Annotated in this window: 15 protein-coding genes and 1 pseudogene; 9 read left to right on the top strand and 7 right to left on the bottom strand. The window is 61.0% G+C overall.

The features are described from left to right. Positions 1-68: 68 nt before the first annotated feature. Positions 69-1007, bottom strand: coding sequence for a tRNA (adenosine(37)-N6)-dimethylallyltransferase MiaA (gene miaA / locus AX768_RS12755; RefSeq protein ID WP_062000253.1), 939 nt, complete (start codon positions 1005-1007; stop codon positions 69-71). Then, the gene (gene mutL, locus AX768_RS12750) at positions 1004-2950 is read right to left on the bottom strand and encodes a DNA mismatch repair endonuclease MutL (RefSeq protein WP_231941387.1); all 1947 of its coding nucleotides are present in this window, start codon (positions 2948-2950) and stop codon (positions 1004-1006) included. Before mutL ends, miaA begins: the two co-directional genes overlap by 4 nt. Before the next feature lie 291 nt (positions 2951-3241). Between mutL and AX768_RS12745 the strand changes: the two genes are divergently transcribed. The 4 genes from AX768_RS12745 to AX768_RS32770 all read left to right on the top strand — a co-directional run bounded on the left by AX768_RS12745 (position 3242) and on the right by AX768_RS32770 (position 6321). After that, on the top strand, positions 3242-3901 hold the full coding sequence (locus AX768_RS12745; protein ID WP_062000252.1) for a VTT domain-containing protein: 660 nt from the start codon (positions 3242-3244) through the stop codon (positions 3899-3901). Positions 3902-4334: 433 nt separating this feature from the next. After that, positions 4335-5270: a peptidoglycan DD-metalloendopeptidase family protein gene (locus AX768_RS12735; RefSeq protein ID WP_231941273.1), complete on the top strand. Its 936-nt coding sequence runs from the start codon at positions 4335-4337 to the stop codon at positions 5268-5270. Positions 5271-5336: 66 nt separating this feature from the next. Continuing rightward, the gene (bamE, locus tag AX768_RS12730) at positions 5337-5891 is read left to right on the top strand and encodes an outer membrane protein assembly factor BamE domain-containing protein (protein WP_062000251.1); all 555 of its coding nucleotides are present in this window, start codon (positions 5337-5339) and stop codon (positions 5889-5891) included. A 37-nt stretch (positions 5892-5928) separates the two neighbouring features. Then, entirely contained in the window at positions 5929-6321 is a 393-nt protein-coding gene (locus AX768_RS32770; protein ID WP_144021995.1) for a hypothetical protein, read from the top strand. Between the two features lie 132 nt (positions 6322-6453). Here AX768_RS32770 and AX768_RS34460 read toward each other — a convergent pair. Then, positions 6454-6549 (bottom strand): annotated as a pseudogene (locus AX768_RS34460) (hypothetical protein); the annotation flags it as partial. A 130-nt stretch (positions 6550-6679) separates the two neighbouring features. On the opposite strand from AX768_RS34460, the gene AX768_RS12720 reads away from it, so the two are divergent. Beyond that, complete coding sequence (locus AX768_RS12720) at positions 6680-7006, top strand: DUF4148 domain-containing protein (RefSeq protein WP_062000249.1); 327 nt, start codon at positions 6680-6682, stop codon at positions 7004-7006. 40 nt (positions 7007-7046) lie between these two features. Here the strand turns inward: AX768_RS12720 and AX768_RS12715 are convergent, their stop codons facing one another. From AX768_RS12715 to AX768_RS12700, 4 genes are read right to left on the bottom strand one after another with little or no spacing between them, the layout of a single operon-like run. Beyond that, on the bottom strand, positions 7047-7475 hold the full coding sequence (locus AX768_RS12715; protein WP_062000981.1) for a DUF3293 domain-containing protein: 429 nt from the start codon (positions 7473-7475) through the stop codon (positions 7047-7049). A 2-nt stretch (positions 7476-7477) separates the two neighbouring features. Next, on the bottom strand, positions 7478-7945 hold the full coding sequence (locus tag AX768_RS12710) for an Lrp/AsnC family transcriptional regulator (RefSeq protein WP_062000980.1): 468 nt from the start codon (positions 7943-7945) through the stop codon (positions 7478-7480). A gap of 31 nt (positions 7946-7976) precedes the next feature. Then, on the bottom strand, positions 7977-8843 hold the full coding sequence (locus tag AX768_RS12705; RefSeq protein WP_062000248.1) for a 2-hydroxyacid dehydrogenase: 867 nt from the start codon (positions 8841-8843) through the stop codon (positions 7977-7979). A 58-nt stretch (positions 8844-8901) separates the two neighbouring features. Further along, the gene (locus AX768_RS12700) at positions 8902-9531 is read right to left on the bottom strand and encodes an amino acid synthesis family protein (protein ID WP_375508473.1); all 630 of its coding nucleotides are present in this window, start codon (positions 9529-9531) and stop codon (positions 8902-8904) included. 114 nt (positions 9532-9645) lie between these two features. Between AX768_RS12700 and AX768_RS12695 the strand changes: the two genes are divergently transcribed. The 4 genes from AX768_RS12695 (at position 9646) to AX768_RS12680 (ending at position 15221) form a co-directional block, all read left to right on the top strand. After that, positions 9646-11475, top strand: coding sequence for a helix-turn-helix domain-containing protein (locus AX768_RS12695; RefSeq protein WP_062000247.1), 1830 nt, complete (start codon positions 9646-9648; stop codon positions 11473-11475). Between the two features lie 92 nt (positions 11476-11567). Continuing rightward, on the top strand, positions 11568-12548 hold the full coding sequence (locus tag AX768_RS12690) for a flavin reductase family protein (RefSeq protein WP_062000978.1): 981 nt from the start codon (positions 11568-11570) through the stop codon (positions 12546-12548). A gap of 17 nt (positions 12549-12565) precedes the next feature. Continuing rightward, a complete protein-coding gene (locus AX768_RS12685; protein ID WP_062000246.1) occupies positions 12566-14077 on the top strand; it encodes an aldehyde dehydrogenase in 1512 nt (503 codons plus the stop codon). A gap of 43 nt (positions 14078-14120) precedes the next feature. Beyond that, positions 14121-15221, top strand: coding sequence for an LLM class flavin-dependent oxidoreductase (locus AX768_RS12680; protein ID WP_062000245.1), 1101 nt, complete (start codon positions 14121-14123; stop codon positions 15219-15221). Positions 15222-15224 lie beyond the last annotated feature (3 nt).

Raw genomic sequence — 15224 nt, 5'->3', positions numbered from 1 at the left:
CTGGCCGACAAGCGTCGCACTAAAGATGATGAATCCAGTACTACGACCTCGGATGTCCGCATTGCACGCTAGATCCGAAGCATTCGCTCAATCTCATCCACAGCCATTGCCGTCGCATTATCGCGGGCACAATCGACAACCCGCCGCCCCTCGATTCCCCTCAACCACGTCAACTGCCTCTTGCACAACTGCCGCGTGGCAAACACGCCTTTATCGCGCATGGTCGTGTAGTCGACCAACCCATCCAGATATTCCCAGGCTTGCCGATACCCCACGCATCGCATGGATGGCATCGCCGGCGATAAATCCCCACGCGCCCGAAGCCTTTTCACCTCATTGAGAAACCCGCTGTCAAGCATCGAATCAAACCGCTTCTCGATGCGCCTGTGCAGCACGCTTCTATTCGATGGCTCCAGCGCAATCGGCACGAACTCCGGTTGGCCGTCCTGGCTCTTCTTCGGGTCTTTCAATATCGCCGATAAAGCCCTGCCGCTCAGCATGAACACTTCGAGCGCGCGCTGAATCCGCTGCGAATCATTGGGCGCCAATCGCGCCGCGGTCTCAGGATCGACCACAGCCAATCGCGCATGCAACGCAGGCCAGCCATCGCGCATGGCTTCTTCGTCGAGTGCCGCACGCACTTCCGTATTTGCTTCGGGCAGTTCGTTCAATCCGCGCGTCAACGCCATGTAGTACAGCATGGTGCCGCCGACCAATAGCGGAATGCGTCCACGCGCTTCGATTTCCGCCACCAGCCTCAGAGCATCGTTCCGAAACTGTGCTGCAGAGTAAGCCCCGGTCGGATCGATGATATCGATCAAATGATGCGGCGCAATCGCGCGTTCTTCTTCGGTCGGCTTTGCGGTGCCGATATCCATCCCGCGATAAACCAGCGCCGAATCCACGCTGATGATCTCCACCGGAAAGCGCTGCGCGAACGCAAGCGCGGCAGCGGTCTTCCCCGATGCCGTCGGCCCTAATAAACAGGCAACTTTCGGCGCGGTCATTGACCGCGCATGAAGAGTCGATCGAGATCGCCGAGCGTCAGTTGAAACCACGTCGGTCGACCGTGATTGCATTGATCGCCGCGCTCGGTGGCCTCCATCTGGCGCAGCAGGCCGTTCATCTCATCGAGTGTCAGACGCCGATTCGCGCGCACTGCGTGATGGCAAGCGAGCGTGCCGAGCAATTCGTGTTGCCGCTCGGTGAGCACGCGCGAGCCGCCATAAGCCTGCAGATCTGCTATGACGGCTCGCGCCAGCGACTGCAGATCGGCGTCTTTCAGCAACGCTGGAACGGCGCGAATCGCAATCGATCCCGGCGACAAAATCGCGAGGTCAAAGCCGAGCGCATCCAGCACTTCGCGCTCTTCTTCGACTACGCCCATCTCGACGGCATCGACTGTCATAGTCACCGGTATCAGCAGCGGCTGAACCGCGATCGCCCGGTCAGCGAGCGAGTTTTTAAACTGCTCGTAAAGAATGCGCTCGTGGGCTGCATGCATATCCACGATTATCAAGCCCTGCGCGTTCTGTGCGAGCACATAGACGCCGTGGATCTGGCCGAGCGCGAAGCCGAGCGGCTGTTCATCGACGGCCAAATTCGGTGCGCCAGGCATCTCGGCATAAACCGGCGCGCTGGGTTCTGTCGGGGAATAGTGCTCCGACGACGCCAGCGAAGTCGTCCCGTCAGGCGTCCCGTCAGGCGTCCCCGCGCCAATATCCCTGCGCCCAAACAACGCGTCATACAGCGCCAGCGGTTGGGCGACGGGCAGATTGCCCTGCGTCATTCGCGATTGCCGCAACCAGTTCGTGCCGTTCTCCGCCTTTGGCGTCGCCTGAAACTCACCCGATCCCGCAGAAGGCCGCGCGCTGAACGACGCAAGCCCCGTAGGTTGCAACTGCGCGGCATGTCCGCCCGCCGTCGTTTCTGGCGACGCTCCGGCATTGCGTGCCAACGCCCGCTGCACCGCATGAAACACGTATTGGTGTATGGAACGCGAATCGCGGAAACGTACTTCGATCTTCGATGGATGCACGTTCACATCCACGCTTTCCGGCGGCAAATCGAGAAACAGCACGTACGACGGATACCTGTTGCCGTGCAGCACGTCCTCATACGCGGCGCGTACGGCGTGCGTGAGCAGCTTGTCGCGCACGAAGCGCCCGTTGACGAAGAAGTATTGCTGGTCGGCGCGGCCGCGGCTCGCGGTCGGCAACCCGGCGCAGCCATATACGGCGAGCGGTCCGGCGCGTTCATCGAGGGGAAGGTGCGCTGTCGCGAACACCTCGCCGAGAATCTTGGCCACGCGCGTCGCCGGATCGGACGCATTCCAGTGCTCGACGGCCTTGCCGTTATGTATCACCGATATCGCCACATCCGGCCGCGCCAGCGCCACGCGCCGGATCACTTCGAGGCAATGTCCGAGTTCGGTCTGCTCGCTCTTCAGGAATTTGCGGCGCGCGGGCGTGTTGAAATACAGCTCGCGCACTTCCATCGTCGTACCGGTAGTGCCGGCTGCCGGCGAGATCGCGCCGGTCTGGGCATCGATGCGTGTGGCATGCGGGCACGTGGCCGTGCGGCTGGTGATGAACAGCTCGGAAACCGATGCGATCGATGCAATCGCCTCCCCGCGAAACCCGAGCGACGCCACGGCTTCCAGCTCGGCGAGCGAGCGGATCTTGCTGGTGGCGTGGCGCAACAATGCGAGCGGGAGTTCGTCCGGGGGAATGCCGCATGCATCGTCGACAATCACGATCCGCTTCACGCCGCCTTCGTCCAGCGTGATTCGCAGGCTCGTCGCGCCGGCGTCGAGCGCGTTTTCGAGCAATTCCTTCACCACGGACGCGGGGCGTTCGACCACTTCGCCGGCCGCGATCTGGCTGATCAACTGGTCGGGCAGGGGCTGGATGGCGCGCTGAAAGCGCGTGGCGGCGGGTTCGGACGACATTGCGTCGGAGAAAATCGCGTCGGATGAATCGATGGTGTCGGTCATGCTCAAATTATAAAGCCTCGCGTCTGTGAACGATTTCGGGGCCAGCCAGTCTCCATATAGCCCTGTGCCGCGAATCGGTCCGCGCGCAAGAAAGCGCACCGATTCACGCCAAAAGCCGTGCCCAAACCTGCCGTTCGTGAATTTTCCGGCAACGAGTTCGGTATCATGGCGCGACTGTTTTTCTCGCAACGATGCCACCGCGCGTGCACGTTGTCATCGCCAAATCCATCTTGATCGAGGCCCCATTTGGATACGCTGCTGTCATTCCTGAGTCTTATCCTCCACATCGACAAGTCGCTCGGCGTGTTCATCCAGCATTACGGCGGCTGGGTGTACGCGATCCTGTTCCTGATTGTGTTCTGCGAAACCGGGCTCGTGGTGTTTCCATTCCTGCCTGGCGACTCGCTGTTGTTCATCGGCGGCGCGTTTGCTGCAAGCGGATCGATGGACCTCGTTCCCCTGATCGTCCTGCTGCTGGTCGCGGCCGTGCTCGGGAACACGGTGAATTACTGGATCGGGCGCGCGATCGGCCCCAAGGTCTTCGATACCAACATACCCATACTCGAACGATTCCTCGATCGGGAAGCGCTGCGAAAGACGCACGGTTTTTACGAACGCCACGGCGGCAAGACCATCGTGCTTGCGCGCTTCGTGCCGATCGTGCGGACGTTTGCGCCGTTCGTGGCGGGTGCGTCGGCCATGAACGCTGCGCGCTTCCAGTTTTTCAACATTCTCGGCGCGGCCATTTGGGTCTTGCTGCTCGTGCTGCTGGGTTATTTCTTCGGCAATATTCCGTTCATCCGTCAATACCTGAATGTGATTGCGATCGTCGGCGTGTGCGCCGCGATTGTCCCGATAGCGCTCGGCGCGCTCTGGAAGATGATGCGGCGCAGAGCCAAATCGTAAGTATCCGGACGTTTTTTTCGCGCCCCGCCACTGCTCGCCGTGTGCTCTTTCGCCGCAAAAACGTAAAAGGTTAGAATGCCGAATTGTCAGATCGATGTATCGAATATCGAGATGAACAAGCCCGGTGTTTCATGAACAAACGTTAAATGTTTTATGCTGGCGAAGGTTGGCGAGGCAGGTTGCATATGTTTGAAAGAACGAGTCATACAAAGGGATCGGCGCGCAATGACAATTGGCGTCGTCTTAAGCTGGCGGTGGTGGTGCTGGGTGTTACGGCGCTGCTCGCGGGCTGCGGGATTTTTGGCTGCGGCGGGAGCGCCACGAACGGTGGGGCTTTCGGCGGGTGCGGAGCCGGCATGCGGTTCTAGGCGCTCGCGCACGGCCCGGAAATATCGACAACAGGAAGTCAGGGAAAACGGCAAGCATGGCGGTAATGCGTTCAGGTAATTCTAGATTGGCCGCTGGCGGCCGGGTGAGCGTGCTCGGGGCGCTCGTTTCCATTGGCATGGTGGTGGTGACGGTCGCCGGGTGTTCGACGGCGACCACGCCGGCGCCTATCGTCGACCGGTCTACGGGCGGTACCAGCGCTCCCGCGTCCATTCCTGCAACGACGCCCGTCGCTGGGCCGGCCGCTGTCGCGCCGCCGGTGCAGGCCGAAGCCGGGCCGGGGTTTTATCGTGTGAAACCGGGCGATACGCTTTACGGCATTGCCCGCGCGCAAAAGCAGCGTCCAGCCGACCTGATCAAGTGGAATAACCTGCCGGAAAGCAAGCAGGTGAATATCGACCAGTTGCTGCGCGTGGCACCGCCGGGCAGCACGCCCGCCGGCAGCACCGATGACTGGAGCAAGTCGGCGGCAGCAGCCAATTCGTCGAAGTCGGGGCCGCCGATCATCGGCGGAGCTTCTCCAGCGGCTTCGGCTCCTGCCACGACCGCCAGCAGCAACGCGACGGCCAAGGCTGAAGCGCCCGATACCAGCACGCCCACCGTCAGCGCAAAAGGCGCGTGGCTCGCGTGGCCGGCAGAAGGCAGCGTGATCACGAAGTTCGGCGAAAGCGGCAGCAAGGGTATCGATATCGGCGGCAAGGTTGGCGAGCCGGTGAAAGCCGCCGCCGCCGGCCGCGTGGTCTACGCGGGCAATGGCTTGCGCGCTTACGGCAACATGATCATCGTCAAGCACAGCAGCGACTACCTGACGGCGTATGCGCATAACAGCAAGCTGCTGGTGAAAGAGGGCGATACGGTGCGTCAGGGCGCGCCGATCGCAGAAATGGGGACGGGGCCAAGCAACAAGCCGCTGCTGCACTTCGAGTTGCGCAAGTCGGGGCAGGCGGTCGATCCGGTGCCATCGCTAAAAAAGGCAGGATGACCAGCGCGGCCCAAAACGCCGCCCGCGATGCGCACGCGGCGTTCGCCCAATGAGAGGTCGGCGGATATGAAAAGACTCATGCTTGCCGCCACGTGCGCGGCGGCCGTGCTGCTCACTGGCTGCAACGAGAGCCAGAGCGAGGACGCCATGAACAAGTTGAAGTCGTTGTTCAATGCAGTCAAACCGGACACGCTGTTGCTGAAAGACCTGACGCCCGGCGTCACGACCGAGGCGCAGATCCGCGACCAGATGGGCGAACCTGAAACCGCGCGCATTTTCACCGATGGCTCCAAGCGTCTGGAATATCCGCGCGGGCCTGCGGGCACGAGCACGTATTTTGTCGATATCGATGCAAACGGCAAGTTCGTATCGGTCATGCAGGTCCTGACGGCGCAGAACATCGCAAAGATCCGGCCGGGCATGACGCAGGACGAAGTGCGCCGGATTCTGGGAAAGCCCACGACCATCGCTGAATATCCGCTCAAGAAAGAGCGCGTGTGGAGTTGGCATTGGGAGGAGGGCGGCGTGACCCGTAACGCCATGTTCAACGCCCACTTTGGTCCGGATGGCATCGTCACCACTACATCGCGATCCGAGGCGCTGGGCGGCGGCGCGCATTGAGCATTCATTGAGCATCACCCGCACTCAAGTCAAACCGATGCAAAAATCAAAACACGCGCTCGAGCGCGAGGAACTGATGGCGCTGGCTGAGCGCTATCGAATGGAACGGGCGGCGGAGTCGTCCGATTCGGCCGAAGCCGGTTGGCAATGCGGGCGCGGTCACGCATGGGACGACGCGCTCAGCGCCGTGCAAAACGTGCGCTGCATGAACTGCGCGTCGCAGCGGCGCGAGCAACTTCTGGAACGCCTGCGGGCGCTGGCTGCCGAGCGTGGGGGAAAGCTGGTATCGGCGGATTATGTCGATGCAGGCGCGCCGCTTGAATGGGAATGCGCGTTCGGGCATACCTGGGAGGCGCTGCCGGCGGATGCGGCCCGGTGCTGGTGTCACGAGTGCGCACGCATGGGTGTCTACGACCAGGCGGTGGGCTGACGAAGTTTGCCCACGAACGCCTTGGTACTCCGCATCCAGCGACACCCCCAGATTCCGGCGGAACACTTCCGGATGGTCATGCATTGCGGCGCGCGCCGCCTTGGCATCCTGCTTTTCGATAGCCCGCAAAATCTTCTGATGCCCCTTCCAGGAACGTTCCGGCGCGCCGGGTAGTTCCTCGGTCAGCACATACCCGTCGCGGATCACTTCGCGCACGGGATCGAGCATGGTTTGCAAGAATAGGGCTTTCAAACTCCCCAACGAACCACCGCAAAAACTATTTTCAAATTCTCTGGAATAGACCGGGAAAAAATGGGTTCGCCCTAGTACCAACCCGTTAAACACTCTGGAGTCGAAAATGAAAAAGATTGCCCTGTTCGTGATGTCCGCCGCTGTTCTCGTGTCGTCGAGCGCTTTTGCTCAAGGCCTGACCCGCGCTGAAGTTCAACAACAACTGGTGACGGCCGAGCAAGATGGTTCGCGCCTCGTCAGCAATGCGTCGTATCCCGATGTCGCCCGTATCTATTCGAACGAAGTCGCGCAGAAAAACGATGGCGCCAATGCATACGGCGGCGTAGCTGCGGGAACGAGCGCGAGTTCATCGCGGATTGCCAATGTCGGCGGTTTGAGCCATGAAACGTGTGTCGGCCCGGTCAGCTTCTGCAACCTGTATGCAGGATCGTGATCGATGTACGGACGGCTCGCTTCAAGTGCGCGCCGTCTGTTCACCGTAGAAGGATGAGTCGAGGCATAGCGTCGTCGCCGCACCAGACGATTGCGTTTTGCTTGTAACGCGCGCCCAGTTCTTTTGCTGCATTCAGCGAGACACCAAGTACCAAAAAGCTCGGTTCGCCCGGCCAGTCGCCGGATGGATGCTGTCCAGCGCCATCGATGAATTCGAAGTGTCCGAGCGTTAGATCATCAGCCAGCTTTGCCTGGTGGCTCAGGTTGTCTGCTTCATCAGTCTGTTCACTCAACGGATTCGCCGCGGTGATAAACGCGCTGCAATCCACATCATGCGCGCGGTGCAAATCAGCAAGCTGCGCATTGCGCACGCCGATGATCAAGGTCATCGGCAGATCACCAAGGACCCGATACTCGGTTTCTTCGTAAGCGCGAATCGTACTGGCGCTGATCGATGAATGCGCGTTCACGTTCACTCCCAGTCGGGCACGCTGTCGGGCATGCTTTTGACGACCTTCGTGACGATATACGTAAAGTACTTTTCGATCCCGATGTCATCTGTCAGCAGCGAATCGATGAACCGCTGATAGTGATCGATATCGCGCGATACCACATGCAGCATGTAGTCCACGCCACCGCCCGTTGCATAACACAACGCAACTTCGGGCGCGGCAAGCACGCGTTCCTCGAAGCGCCGCATGTCCTGTGCGGTGTGTTTGGCGAGCGTCACTTCGACTACGATCCGGCTTGCCTTGATCGCGCCGACCCAATCCAGTTCCGCACGATACCCCTTGATCACGCCGCTCTCTTCGAGCTTGCGCACGCGTTCCCACGCGGGCGATATCGAGAGGTTCACTTCTTCGGCGAGCCGCGATTTCGTGATGCGGCCATCGCGCGCAAGGATGCGCAGGATGGCGATGTCGTAGCGGTCTAGTTTGATCACTGGGCCCGTCTGTTCGTCGGTCAGTTGGTCAATAACCCCGTGCGGTGTCGACGCTGCCAGGGACCTTTCCGGTTAGCCGGAACTGCGCGATGTTCCCCGCGATGACCATCGCCGCGGTATCGAAATCCGTCGGCGCCGAGATGTGGGGAAGCACGCTCACCCCCGGATGGTGCCAGAACCGTGAATCGGGTGGCAACGGTTCGGTATCGAAGACGTCGAGAACCGCGTGCGAAAGGTGGCCACTGTCGAGCGCGGCAAGCAGATCGTCCGTCACGACAACCGGGCCGCGAGCGAAGTTGATCAGGGCGGCGCGGGGTTTCATCGCGTGGAGGCGTTCGGCGTTGAGCAACCCGCGTGTCTGCGATGTCAGCGGCACGAGACACACGACGATATCGCTGAGATGCAGCATGTCGATGAGGCCATCGTTGCCGGAAAACGTGTGGACGTTCGCAAGTGTCTTCTTGGATCGACTCCATCCTGCGACGTTGAAGCCCGCCTCGTTCAAACGCAACGCTGCGGCGGCACCGAGCGAGCCAAGGCCGAGTATGCCGACCGTAATCGAAGACGGCTTTTTATAAGCAATCTGATTCCAGACCCGTTCACGTTGCTGGCGTACGTAAGCCGGCATGTCGCGCTGCAGATAGTAGGTCCAGGCGAGTACGGCTTCGGCCATGGTCCGCGACATTTCCGGATCGATCATGCGCACGATGGGAGGCCCATCGACGGGAAGGCTTGCGACGAGTTGTTCGACGCCGGCCCACAGGCTTTGCACCCAGACTAGGCCGGGAAGCGCCGCGACATCGGCTGGATGCGGATTCGCGACGATCGCAATTCGTACGGCCGCGCGTTGTTCATTGCTCAAATTGCAGAACAACGAAACGGATTCGCCGGGCATCGCAGCCGATAGCGCGGACAGGTAACTCGCTTCGCAATCAGCGCGATGGGGTCAGACATCAAACCGCCGCTTTCTCCGCTTCCATCTCCGCCATATCCTGAAAGCGATCAGCGATTCTTGGATGCGCCCGGCCGCCATCCGCGGCTCCGATGGCGATCAAGATCTCATCCGGTCCTGGCGCATCGGAAACCTGAAAAGTAGCGGTAATGAAGTGCGAACGCTTGCCGGTCTCCGACTTATGAATCATAGGCACGGACATCAGCGCCCCTGGCCCTGACCGGGTATTCGTGAAGCTCAAGAACGCCGTGCCATTCACCGCTTCGCGATACATGTTCCCGAACCGCAGCGTATGAATGAGCGCAGACCCATGCTCGATCTCCCCATTCACACCAACCGTAGCTGCCTTGCCATAAGCTTCCACGCGCTCCGCCGGCATGATGGCCACGAGCCTGCGCGTCATCTCGCGCCCAAGCACCGGCGCCAACCGCAAGATCTCCGGCCGCAAGTCCTCGACGAATCCTTTTCCCGCCCAGGGATTGCGAACGATGGCTGCAACCACCACCGTAGTGATCGGCCGCTCGGCAGCGCGCCCACCTTCAATATGCGTTTCTTCGATAAAAGTCGCGATCTTGCGAAGCCCGGTTTCCGTCACGTCCATTGCGCTCTCCATTGAATAGCGGTTCGTCATGGAAGCATCCTAACGGCCTCGAATACATGAATCTTCCTTCGCTTCGTGGGATGAATCTTTTATTTTTCACTTCGTTCTGTCGTATATTAAAAAGAGACAAAGGGGCGTTGTGATATGCCAGATCAATTGTCGCGGATCATGTCGCTGCGTGATGTCGCGAGCCAAATCAACTCCGACGGCGACCTCGATACCCTCCTGCGCGACCTCATCCAGGCAGCCTGCCGGCACGGTTCATGGGACCTCGGCTCGATCATGACGCTGGACCTGGCGCACGGTTACGCGCTTGTCACCGCGCGCTTCGAGGCGAACGTCATGCTGCGCAGTCCATCGGGGGATCGATGGGAACTTGCGACCAGTCCCGCGCTCGTCGCATTGCAGCGCTTCGAGCCGGTCTACATCCGAGACGCACGCGAATCCACCGAGTTCCCCGGTTACAGACGCGAGGCGCTCGAACGCGGTTACTGCACCGTGATGATCTATCCAATGGCAAGCGTCGATGCGGAAGGTCGTCCGATGGTGCTTGCGGTTTCATCCCGCAAAGTGGTCGATGTATCGCCCGATGACCTCGCGTTCATGTCGATCATCGTGCATCTCGGGGCGATTGCGATCGAGCGTGCGCACCGGCATCGCGCGCAGTTGGCTGCAGCCGAACAATTGCGGCGCGTGCTCGGCGCGCAGGGATCGCTGCTGCAGGAAGTGCTGGCGGGCGGGTCGATCGAAACGCTTACCGCCATGCTCGGCGACCTGCTCAGCGCGCCGGTTCTCGTGCTCGATTTTTTCGCGAGCAGCTTGCTTGCGTCGGCGTCACCGGTGCCCACCGTTCATGACGACGCAGCCTGGACCACGCTGCTCGAAGGCGCGTCGGGCCGCCAGATGCTCGCAGAAGTCCGCGATGCCGTGACCACGCGGCGCGCCGAAACCATCACGCTGCGCCTGAGTGACAAGCTCTCGCTCGATGCCCGCATCGAACCCCTGATGGTCGACGACGAAGCCGTCGGCGCTTTGCTCACCTTCGATCAATCCAGTTCGAACGACCTGCAGAAGTTGCTTATCGAAAGCGCGAAGTTCGCGCTGAGCGTGCAATTGATGCGCAGCGTCATTCGCTTTCGCTTCGAGACCCGTACGCTCACCGAACTGTTCTTCGAGATCGTCGAACGCCGATGGCGCGATGAACAGGACATGCTGCGCCGCGCACGCCGTCTCGGCCTTTCGCTGGCTGCGCCCATGCGTATGCTCGTGATCGATTTTCCGGACCGGACAAATGCATCGGCGGATCTTTCCGTCGATGGACATCGCGCTGTCGCGCTGCTCGCTGCGCAGCAACATATCGCCGTGCATATCGTGACGGTGGGCGGCGCGCTCGTGTGCCTCGTGCCGCACGAGGAGGGCGTGGAGCTCGAACGCGTGACGCGGCTTGCGCATCGCATAGCGGAGACGCTGGCGCGATCGGTCGGCAGCGAACCGATTGTCGTGCTCGGCGATACATGCGAAGGGCTCGAAGCGCTCGCGAAGGAATGGGAGCGCTGCTGGCGCATGATCCGCGTCGCGCGCACCTTCGGCCGGCGCGGCGCGATGACCGTGCCCGACTTCGGGCCGCTGCCCATGCTGATGGGCGCAGCGGATTCGTCGGACGTACGGAGTTTTATCGATGGCGCGATTGGCCGCGTCATCGAGCACGATAAAAAGCACAACACGGCCTACCTCGAAACGCTCGCGGCCTACGTGCGCGCGGGCTGCCGCAGCCAGCATTGCGCCGACGCCATGGGCCTTCACGTCACCACCCTCCGGTACCGCATGTCGCGTATATCGGACCTCTTCGGCATCGGGGTGGAGACGCCTGAACAGCGATTTTCGATCGAGCTTGCGCTGCAATTGCACAGCCTGATCGACAACAGCAATGCCTCCGCTGCGCGTCACGAATCGATCCCCCGAATGCGAGGGTAATTAACTGCGATCGTCCTTCGATCCAGCGGAAGAATCCTTTTTTTGCATGCCTTAACTTGTACCTCAACGTAACGACGTTCGAGGTGAAGTACATGCAAGCCGAAGTCTCAGATAAACCCGTCGCCGTCGATCCCGTGGCCTTGCGCCGGGCGTTCGGCACCTTCGTGACAGGCGTGACGGTCATCACCACGCGCGATTCCGATGGACGCCCGCGTGGCATGACGGCGAACTCGTTCACCTCTGTTTCGCTGGACCCTCCGCTTCTCCTCGTATGCGTAGGAAAGAGTGCATCGAGCGCACCGGTCTTCCAGGAGACCGACCACTTTGCTGTCAATCTGCTGCACGAAGCGCAGACGGATGTATCGAATCTCTTCGCCTCCAAATCCGCCGACAAGTTCGCGGCCGTCAGCCATGACGGCGTGCATACCGGCGCGCCGGTCTTGTCCGATTGTTTGACGTGGTTCGATTGCACGGTGCACGACCGCGTGGATGCGGGCGATCACACGATACTCATTGGCCGCGTCCAGGCGTTCGGCACGAGCCCTACAGCGCCGCTCGGCTTTTGCCGTGGCCGCTATGCGCAAGTAAAGAACCCGTTGCCGCCGGGCTGGCTTTCGTCACACAACATGATCGTGGGTTATCTGATCGAAGCAGAAGGATCGTTGCTGCTCGCGAAGGACGGCAAGAACGGCTGGACGTTGCCGAACGCGCCGCATCGGCTGGTGAATGGCCGTTTGCCGATATCGGGCGGCGGCGATCTTGAACTCCTTCCCGACGATACCTTTCTCTATTCCGTCTTCGATGCCGCCGGCAGCGACTCTGGCTATTTGATCTATCGCGCACGCCTGGCATTGCCGCGCGCGGCCTGTGAGATCCCCGAGAACTTCAGCTTCATCCCGCTCGACCAGCTTCCCTACGACGACATTCCGACGCCCGAAATTCGCGGCATGTTGAAGCGCTATGTGCATGAAAGCGCCGGCGGCCGGTTCGGCATCTACATGGATTCACACGACGGCGGCCGCATTGCGATGGTCAGCGCCGCGCAGCCACGGCTGCAGCAACCGCAACTCTGAACTAGGACCAGGTACAGATGAAAACGACAGTCGAAAGTTTGCAGGGGTCCAGGCAAGACCTGTTCATCCACGGCGAGTTCGTGGCGCCACGCAGCGGCCACTACGTGTCGAGCTACGATCCGACCACCGCCGAGCCCTGGTATCAATTCGCGCAAGCCAATGCCGACGATGTGGATGCCGCCGTGCGCTCTGCGCAAGCCGCATTGAAGAACCCGGCTTGGCGCCGCATCACGCAAACCGATCGCGGCAAGCTCGTGCGCCGTCTTGCCGAACTCGTGCTCGCCAACGCCGATGAACTCGCGCTGATCGAATGCCGCGACAACGGCAAGCTGATCAAGGAAATGCGCGCGCAGATGCGGGCGATCCCTGATTCATATCAGTACTTCGCCGGCATGGCCGACAAGCTGCAAGGCGACACGATTCCCGTCAACAAGCTCGACACGCTCAACTTCAACTTGCGTGAACCGATAGGTGTGGTCGGCATGATCATCCCCTGGAACTCGCCGCTGATGATGCTCACGGGCACGCTCGCGCCGTGTCTCGCGATCGGCAACACGGTGGTCGTGAAGCCTTCGGAACACGCGACAGCATCGACACTGGCGCTGGCCGAACTTGCGATCGAAGCGGGCATTCCGCCGGGCGTGTTCAACGTCGTGACCGGCGATGGCGTCACTACCGGCGACGCGCTCACGCGTCACCCGGGCGTCGCGAAGTTCGTGTTCACGGGCAGCACGATGACCGGCCGCAAGATCGCGGGCAATGCGGCGCAGAACCTGGTGCCGTGCCAGATGGAACTCGGGGGCAAGTCGCCACATGTGGTGTTCTCGGACGTGGATGTCGAGCGCGCGGTGAACGGCGTCGTGTCGGGCGTATTTGCGGCGGCTGGGCAGACATGCGTGGCGGGTTCGCGGTGCTTTGTCGAGGCGCCGATCTACGAACGCTTCGTGGATGCACTGGTCGAGCGCACGCGTCGCGTAAAAGTAGGCCACCCCATGGCCGACGATACCGACATCGGTCCCCTAGCGCTCGCCAGCCAGCTCGACAAGGTCGAAGGTTACGTTGCGTCCGGCGTGCATGAGGGCGCGAAGATCGCGGTCGGCGGACGCAAGCCGAAGGACTCGGCGTTATCGAAGGGATGGTATTTCGAGCCGACCGTCATGACGCAAGCGCGCAACGAAATGCGCTTCATGCAGGAAGAGATCTTCGGGCCAGTCGTGGGCGTGGTTCCGTTCAACACAGAAGAAGAGCTCATCGCGCTCGCCAACGATACCGAATACGGCCTCGCCTCCGGCATCTGGACGCAGGACATCGACCGTGCGTTGCGCTTTGCGCGTGACATTGAAGCGGGTACGGTCTGGATCAATACGTATCGGTCGGCCGCGTACATGTCAGCTAATGGCGGCACGAAGCGCAGCGGTTACGGACGTCGCGGCGGCTTCGAAGTAATGCGCGAATTCTCGCGCGTGAAGAACGTGGTGATCGATTACTCGGGCGCGATGCAAGACCCGTTCGTGATCCGCCTGCGCTAAGCGCGCGCCGCTGAGCCTCAAAAAATTCCAAAAGAGACCCATCATGAAATTTGCCATCTCACTGAGCATGGAGCGTTTTTCGCCGGAAGACTCCATGTCCACGGCCATGTCCAACATGCTGACGCTTGCCCGTATCGCCGATGAAGGCGGCTTCGAGACGCTCTGGACCGCCGAGCATCACACCATTGAATGCACGATCTCACCGAATCCGTTTTCGATCCTCACATGGTTGTCGCAGCACACGCAGCGCATCCGGCTCGGCACGGCGACGCTGGTCGCGCCTTACTGGTCGCCAATCCGCCTTGCCGGCGAAGCCGCGATGTGCGATCACCTGACCGGCGGCCGGCTCGAGTTCGGGATTGCGCGCGGTGCGTATCAGTATGAATTCGATCGCATGGCGGGCGGCATTCCGCAGCAGGAGGGCGTGGCTTATCTGAAGGAGATCGTGCCGGCCGTGCAGAAGCTCTGGGCCGGCGACTACGCACACGATGGTCACTACTGGAAATTCCCGCTGGCGACATCGGTGCCGAAGCCACTGCAACAACCGCATCCGCCAATCTGGGTCGCGACGCGCGATCCGGGCAGCTTCGACTGGGCTGTTAGCGTTGGCGCGAACATCTTGTCGACCCCGTTGTCCGCGCCGCCCGCGGAAGTCGCCGTGCTCGGCGAGAAATTCCGCAAGGCGGTCGCCGACCACCCCGAACGTCCGCGTCCGCGTTTCATGATGTTGCGGCGCACATGCGTCTACGATCGGCCTGATGACTGGCAAACCGCTGTGCGCCATAGCGTGGATTTCGGCCGCACGTTCGAGAACCTGATGCAAAACATTGGCACCGTCACCGATGGTTTCCCCGAGCCCGTGCCCTACGAGACGGTGGCGAACCGCGCGAACTACGATCCGGCGAATATTCGCGACAACCTGATGTTCGGCACGCCCGAAGAAGTGATTCGCAAGTTGCAGATTTACGAAGATCAGGGCGTCGACCAGTTCTGTCTCGGCCTCTCGTTCAATCTGCCTTTCGAGCTTCAGAAGAAGACGCTGCGTCTTTTCATTGATGAAGTCATGCCGCATTTTGCTGCACGCGAACGTCAGCGCGAATTGCAACGCGAGCCGACGATCGCGGTTGCGGCGGCGGGAGCCTGAACC

Source organism: Burkholderia sp. PAMC 28687, from assembly GCF_001577465.1.
Taxonomy (GTDB): Bacteria; Pseudomonadota; Gammaproteobacteria; order Burkholderiales; family Burkholderiaceae; genus Caballeronia.
The sequence above is the reverse complement of the archived record's forward strand: the minus strand, read 5'-3'. Positions and strand labels throughout refer to the sequence as shown.

Bases quoted from the DNA above. Each gene is read 5' to 3' on its own strand.
- miaA (WP_062000253.1), bottom strand. From the start codon at position 1,007: ATGACCGCGCCGAAAGTTGCCTGTTTATTAGGGCCGACGGCATCGGGG.
- mutL (WP_231941387.1), bottom strand. From the start codon at position 2,950: ATGTCGTCCGAACCCGCCGCCACGCGCTTTCAGCGCGCCATCCAGCCC.
- AX768_RS12735 (WP_231941273.1), top strand. From the start codon at position 4,335: ATGCGTTCAGGTAATTCTAGATTGGCCGCTGGCGGCCGGGTGAGCGTG.
- bamE (WP_062000251.1), top strand. From the start codon at position 5,337: ATGAAAAGACTCATGCTTGCCGCCACGTGCGCGGCGGCCGTGCTGCTC.
- AX768_RS32770 (WP_144021995.1), top strand. From the start codon at position 5,929: ATGCAAAAATCAAAACACGCGCTCGAGCGCGAGGAACTGATGGCGCTG.
- AX768_RS12720 (WP_062000249.1), top strand. From the start codon at position 6,680: ATGAAAAAGATTGCCCTGTTCGTGATGTCCGCCGCTGTTCTCGTGTCG.
- AX768_RS12705 (WP_062000248.1), bottom strand. From the start codon at position 8,843: ATGCCCGGCGAATCCGTTTCGTTGTTCTGCAATTTGAGCAATGAACAA.
- AX768_RS12700 (WP_375508473.1), bottom strand. From the start codon at position 9,531: ATGACGAACCGCTATTCAATGGAGAGCGCAATGGACGTGACGGAAACC.
- AX768_RS12695 (WP_062000247.1), top strand. From the start codon at position 9,646: ATGCCAGATCAATTGTCGCGGATCATGTCGCTGCGTGATGTCGCGAGC.
- AX768_RS12690 (WP_062000978.1), top strand. From the start codon at position 11,568: ATGCAAGCCGAAGTCTCAGATAAACCCGTCGCCGTCGATCCCGTGGCC.
- AX768_RS12685 (WP_062000246.1), top strand. From the start codon at position 12,566: ATGAAAACGACAGTCGAAAGTTTGCAGGGGTCCAGGCAAGACCTGTTC.
- AX768_RS12680 (WP_062000245.1), top strand. From the start codon at position 14,121: ATGAAATTTGCCATCTCACTGAGCATGGAGCGTTTTTCGCCGGAAGAC.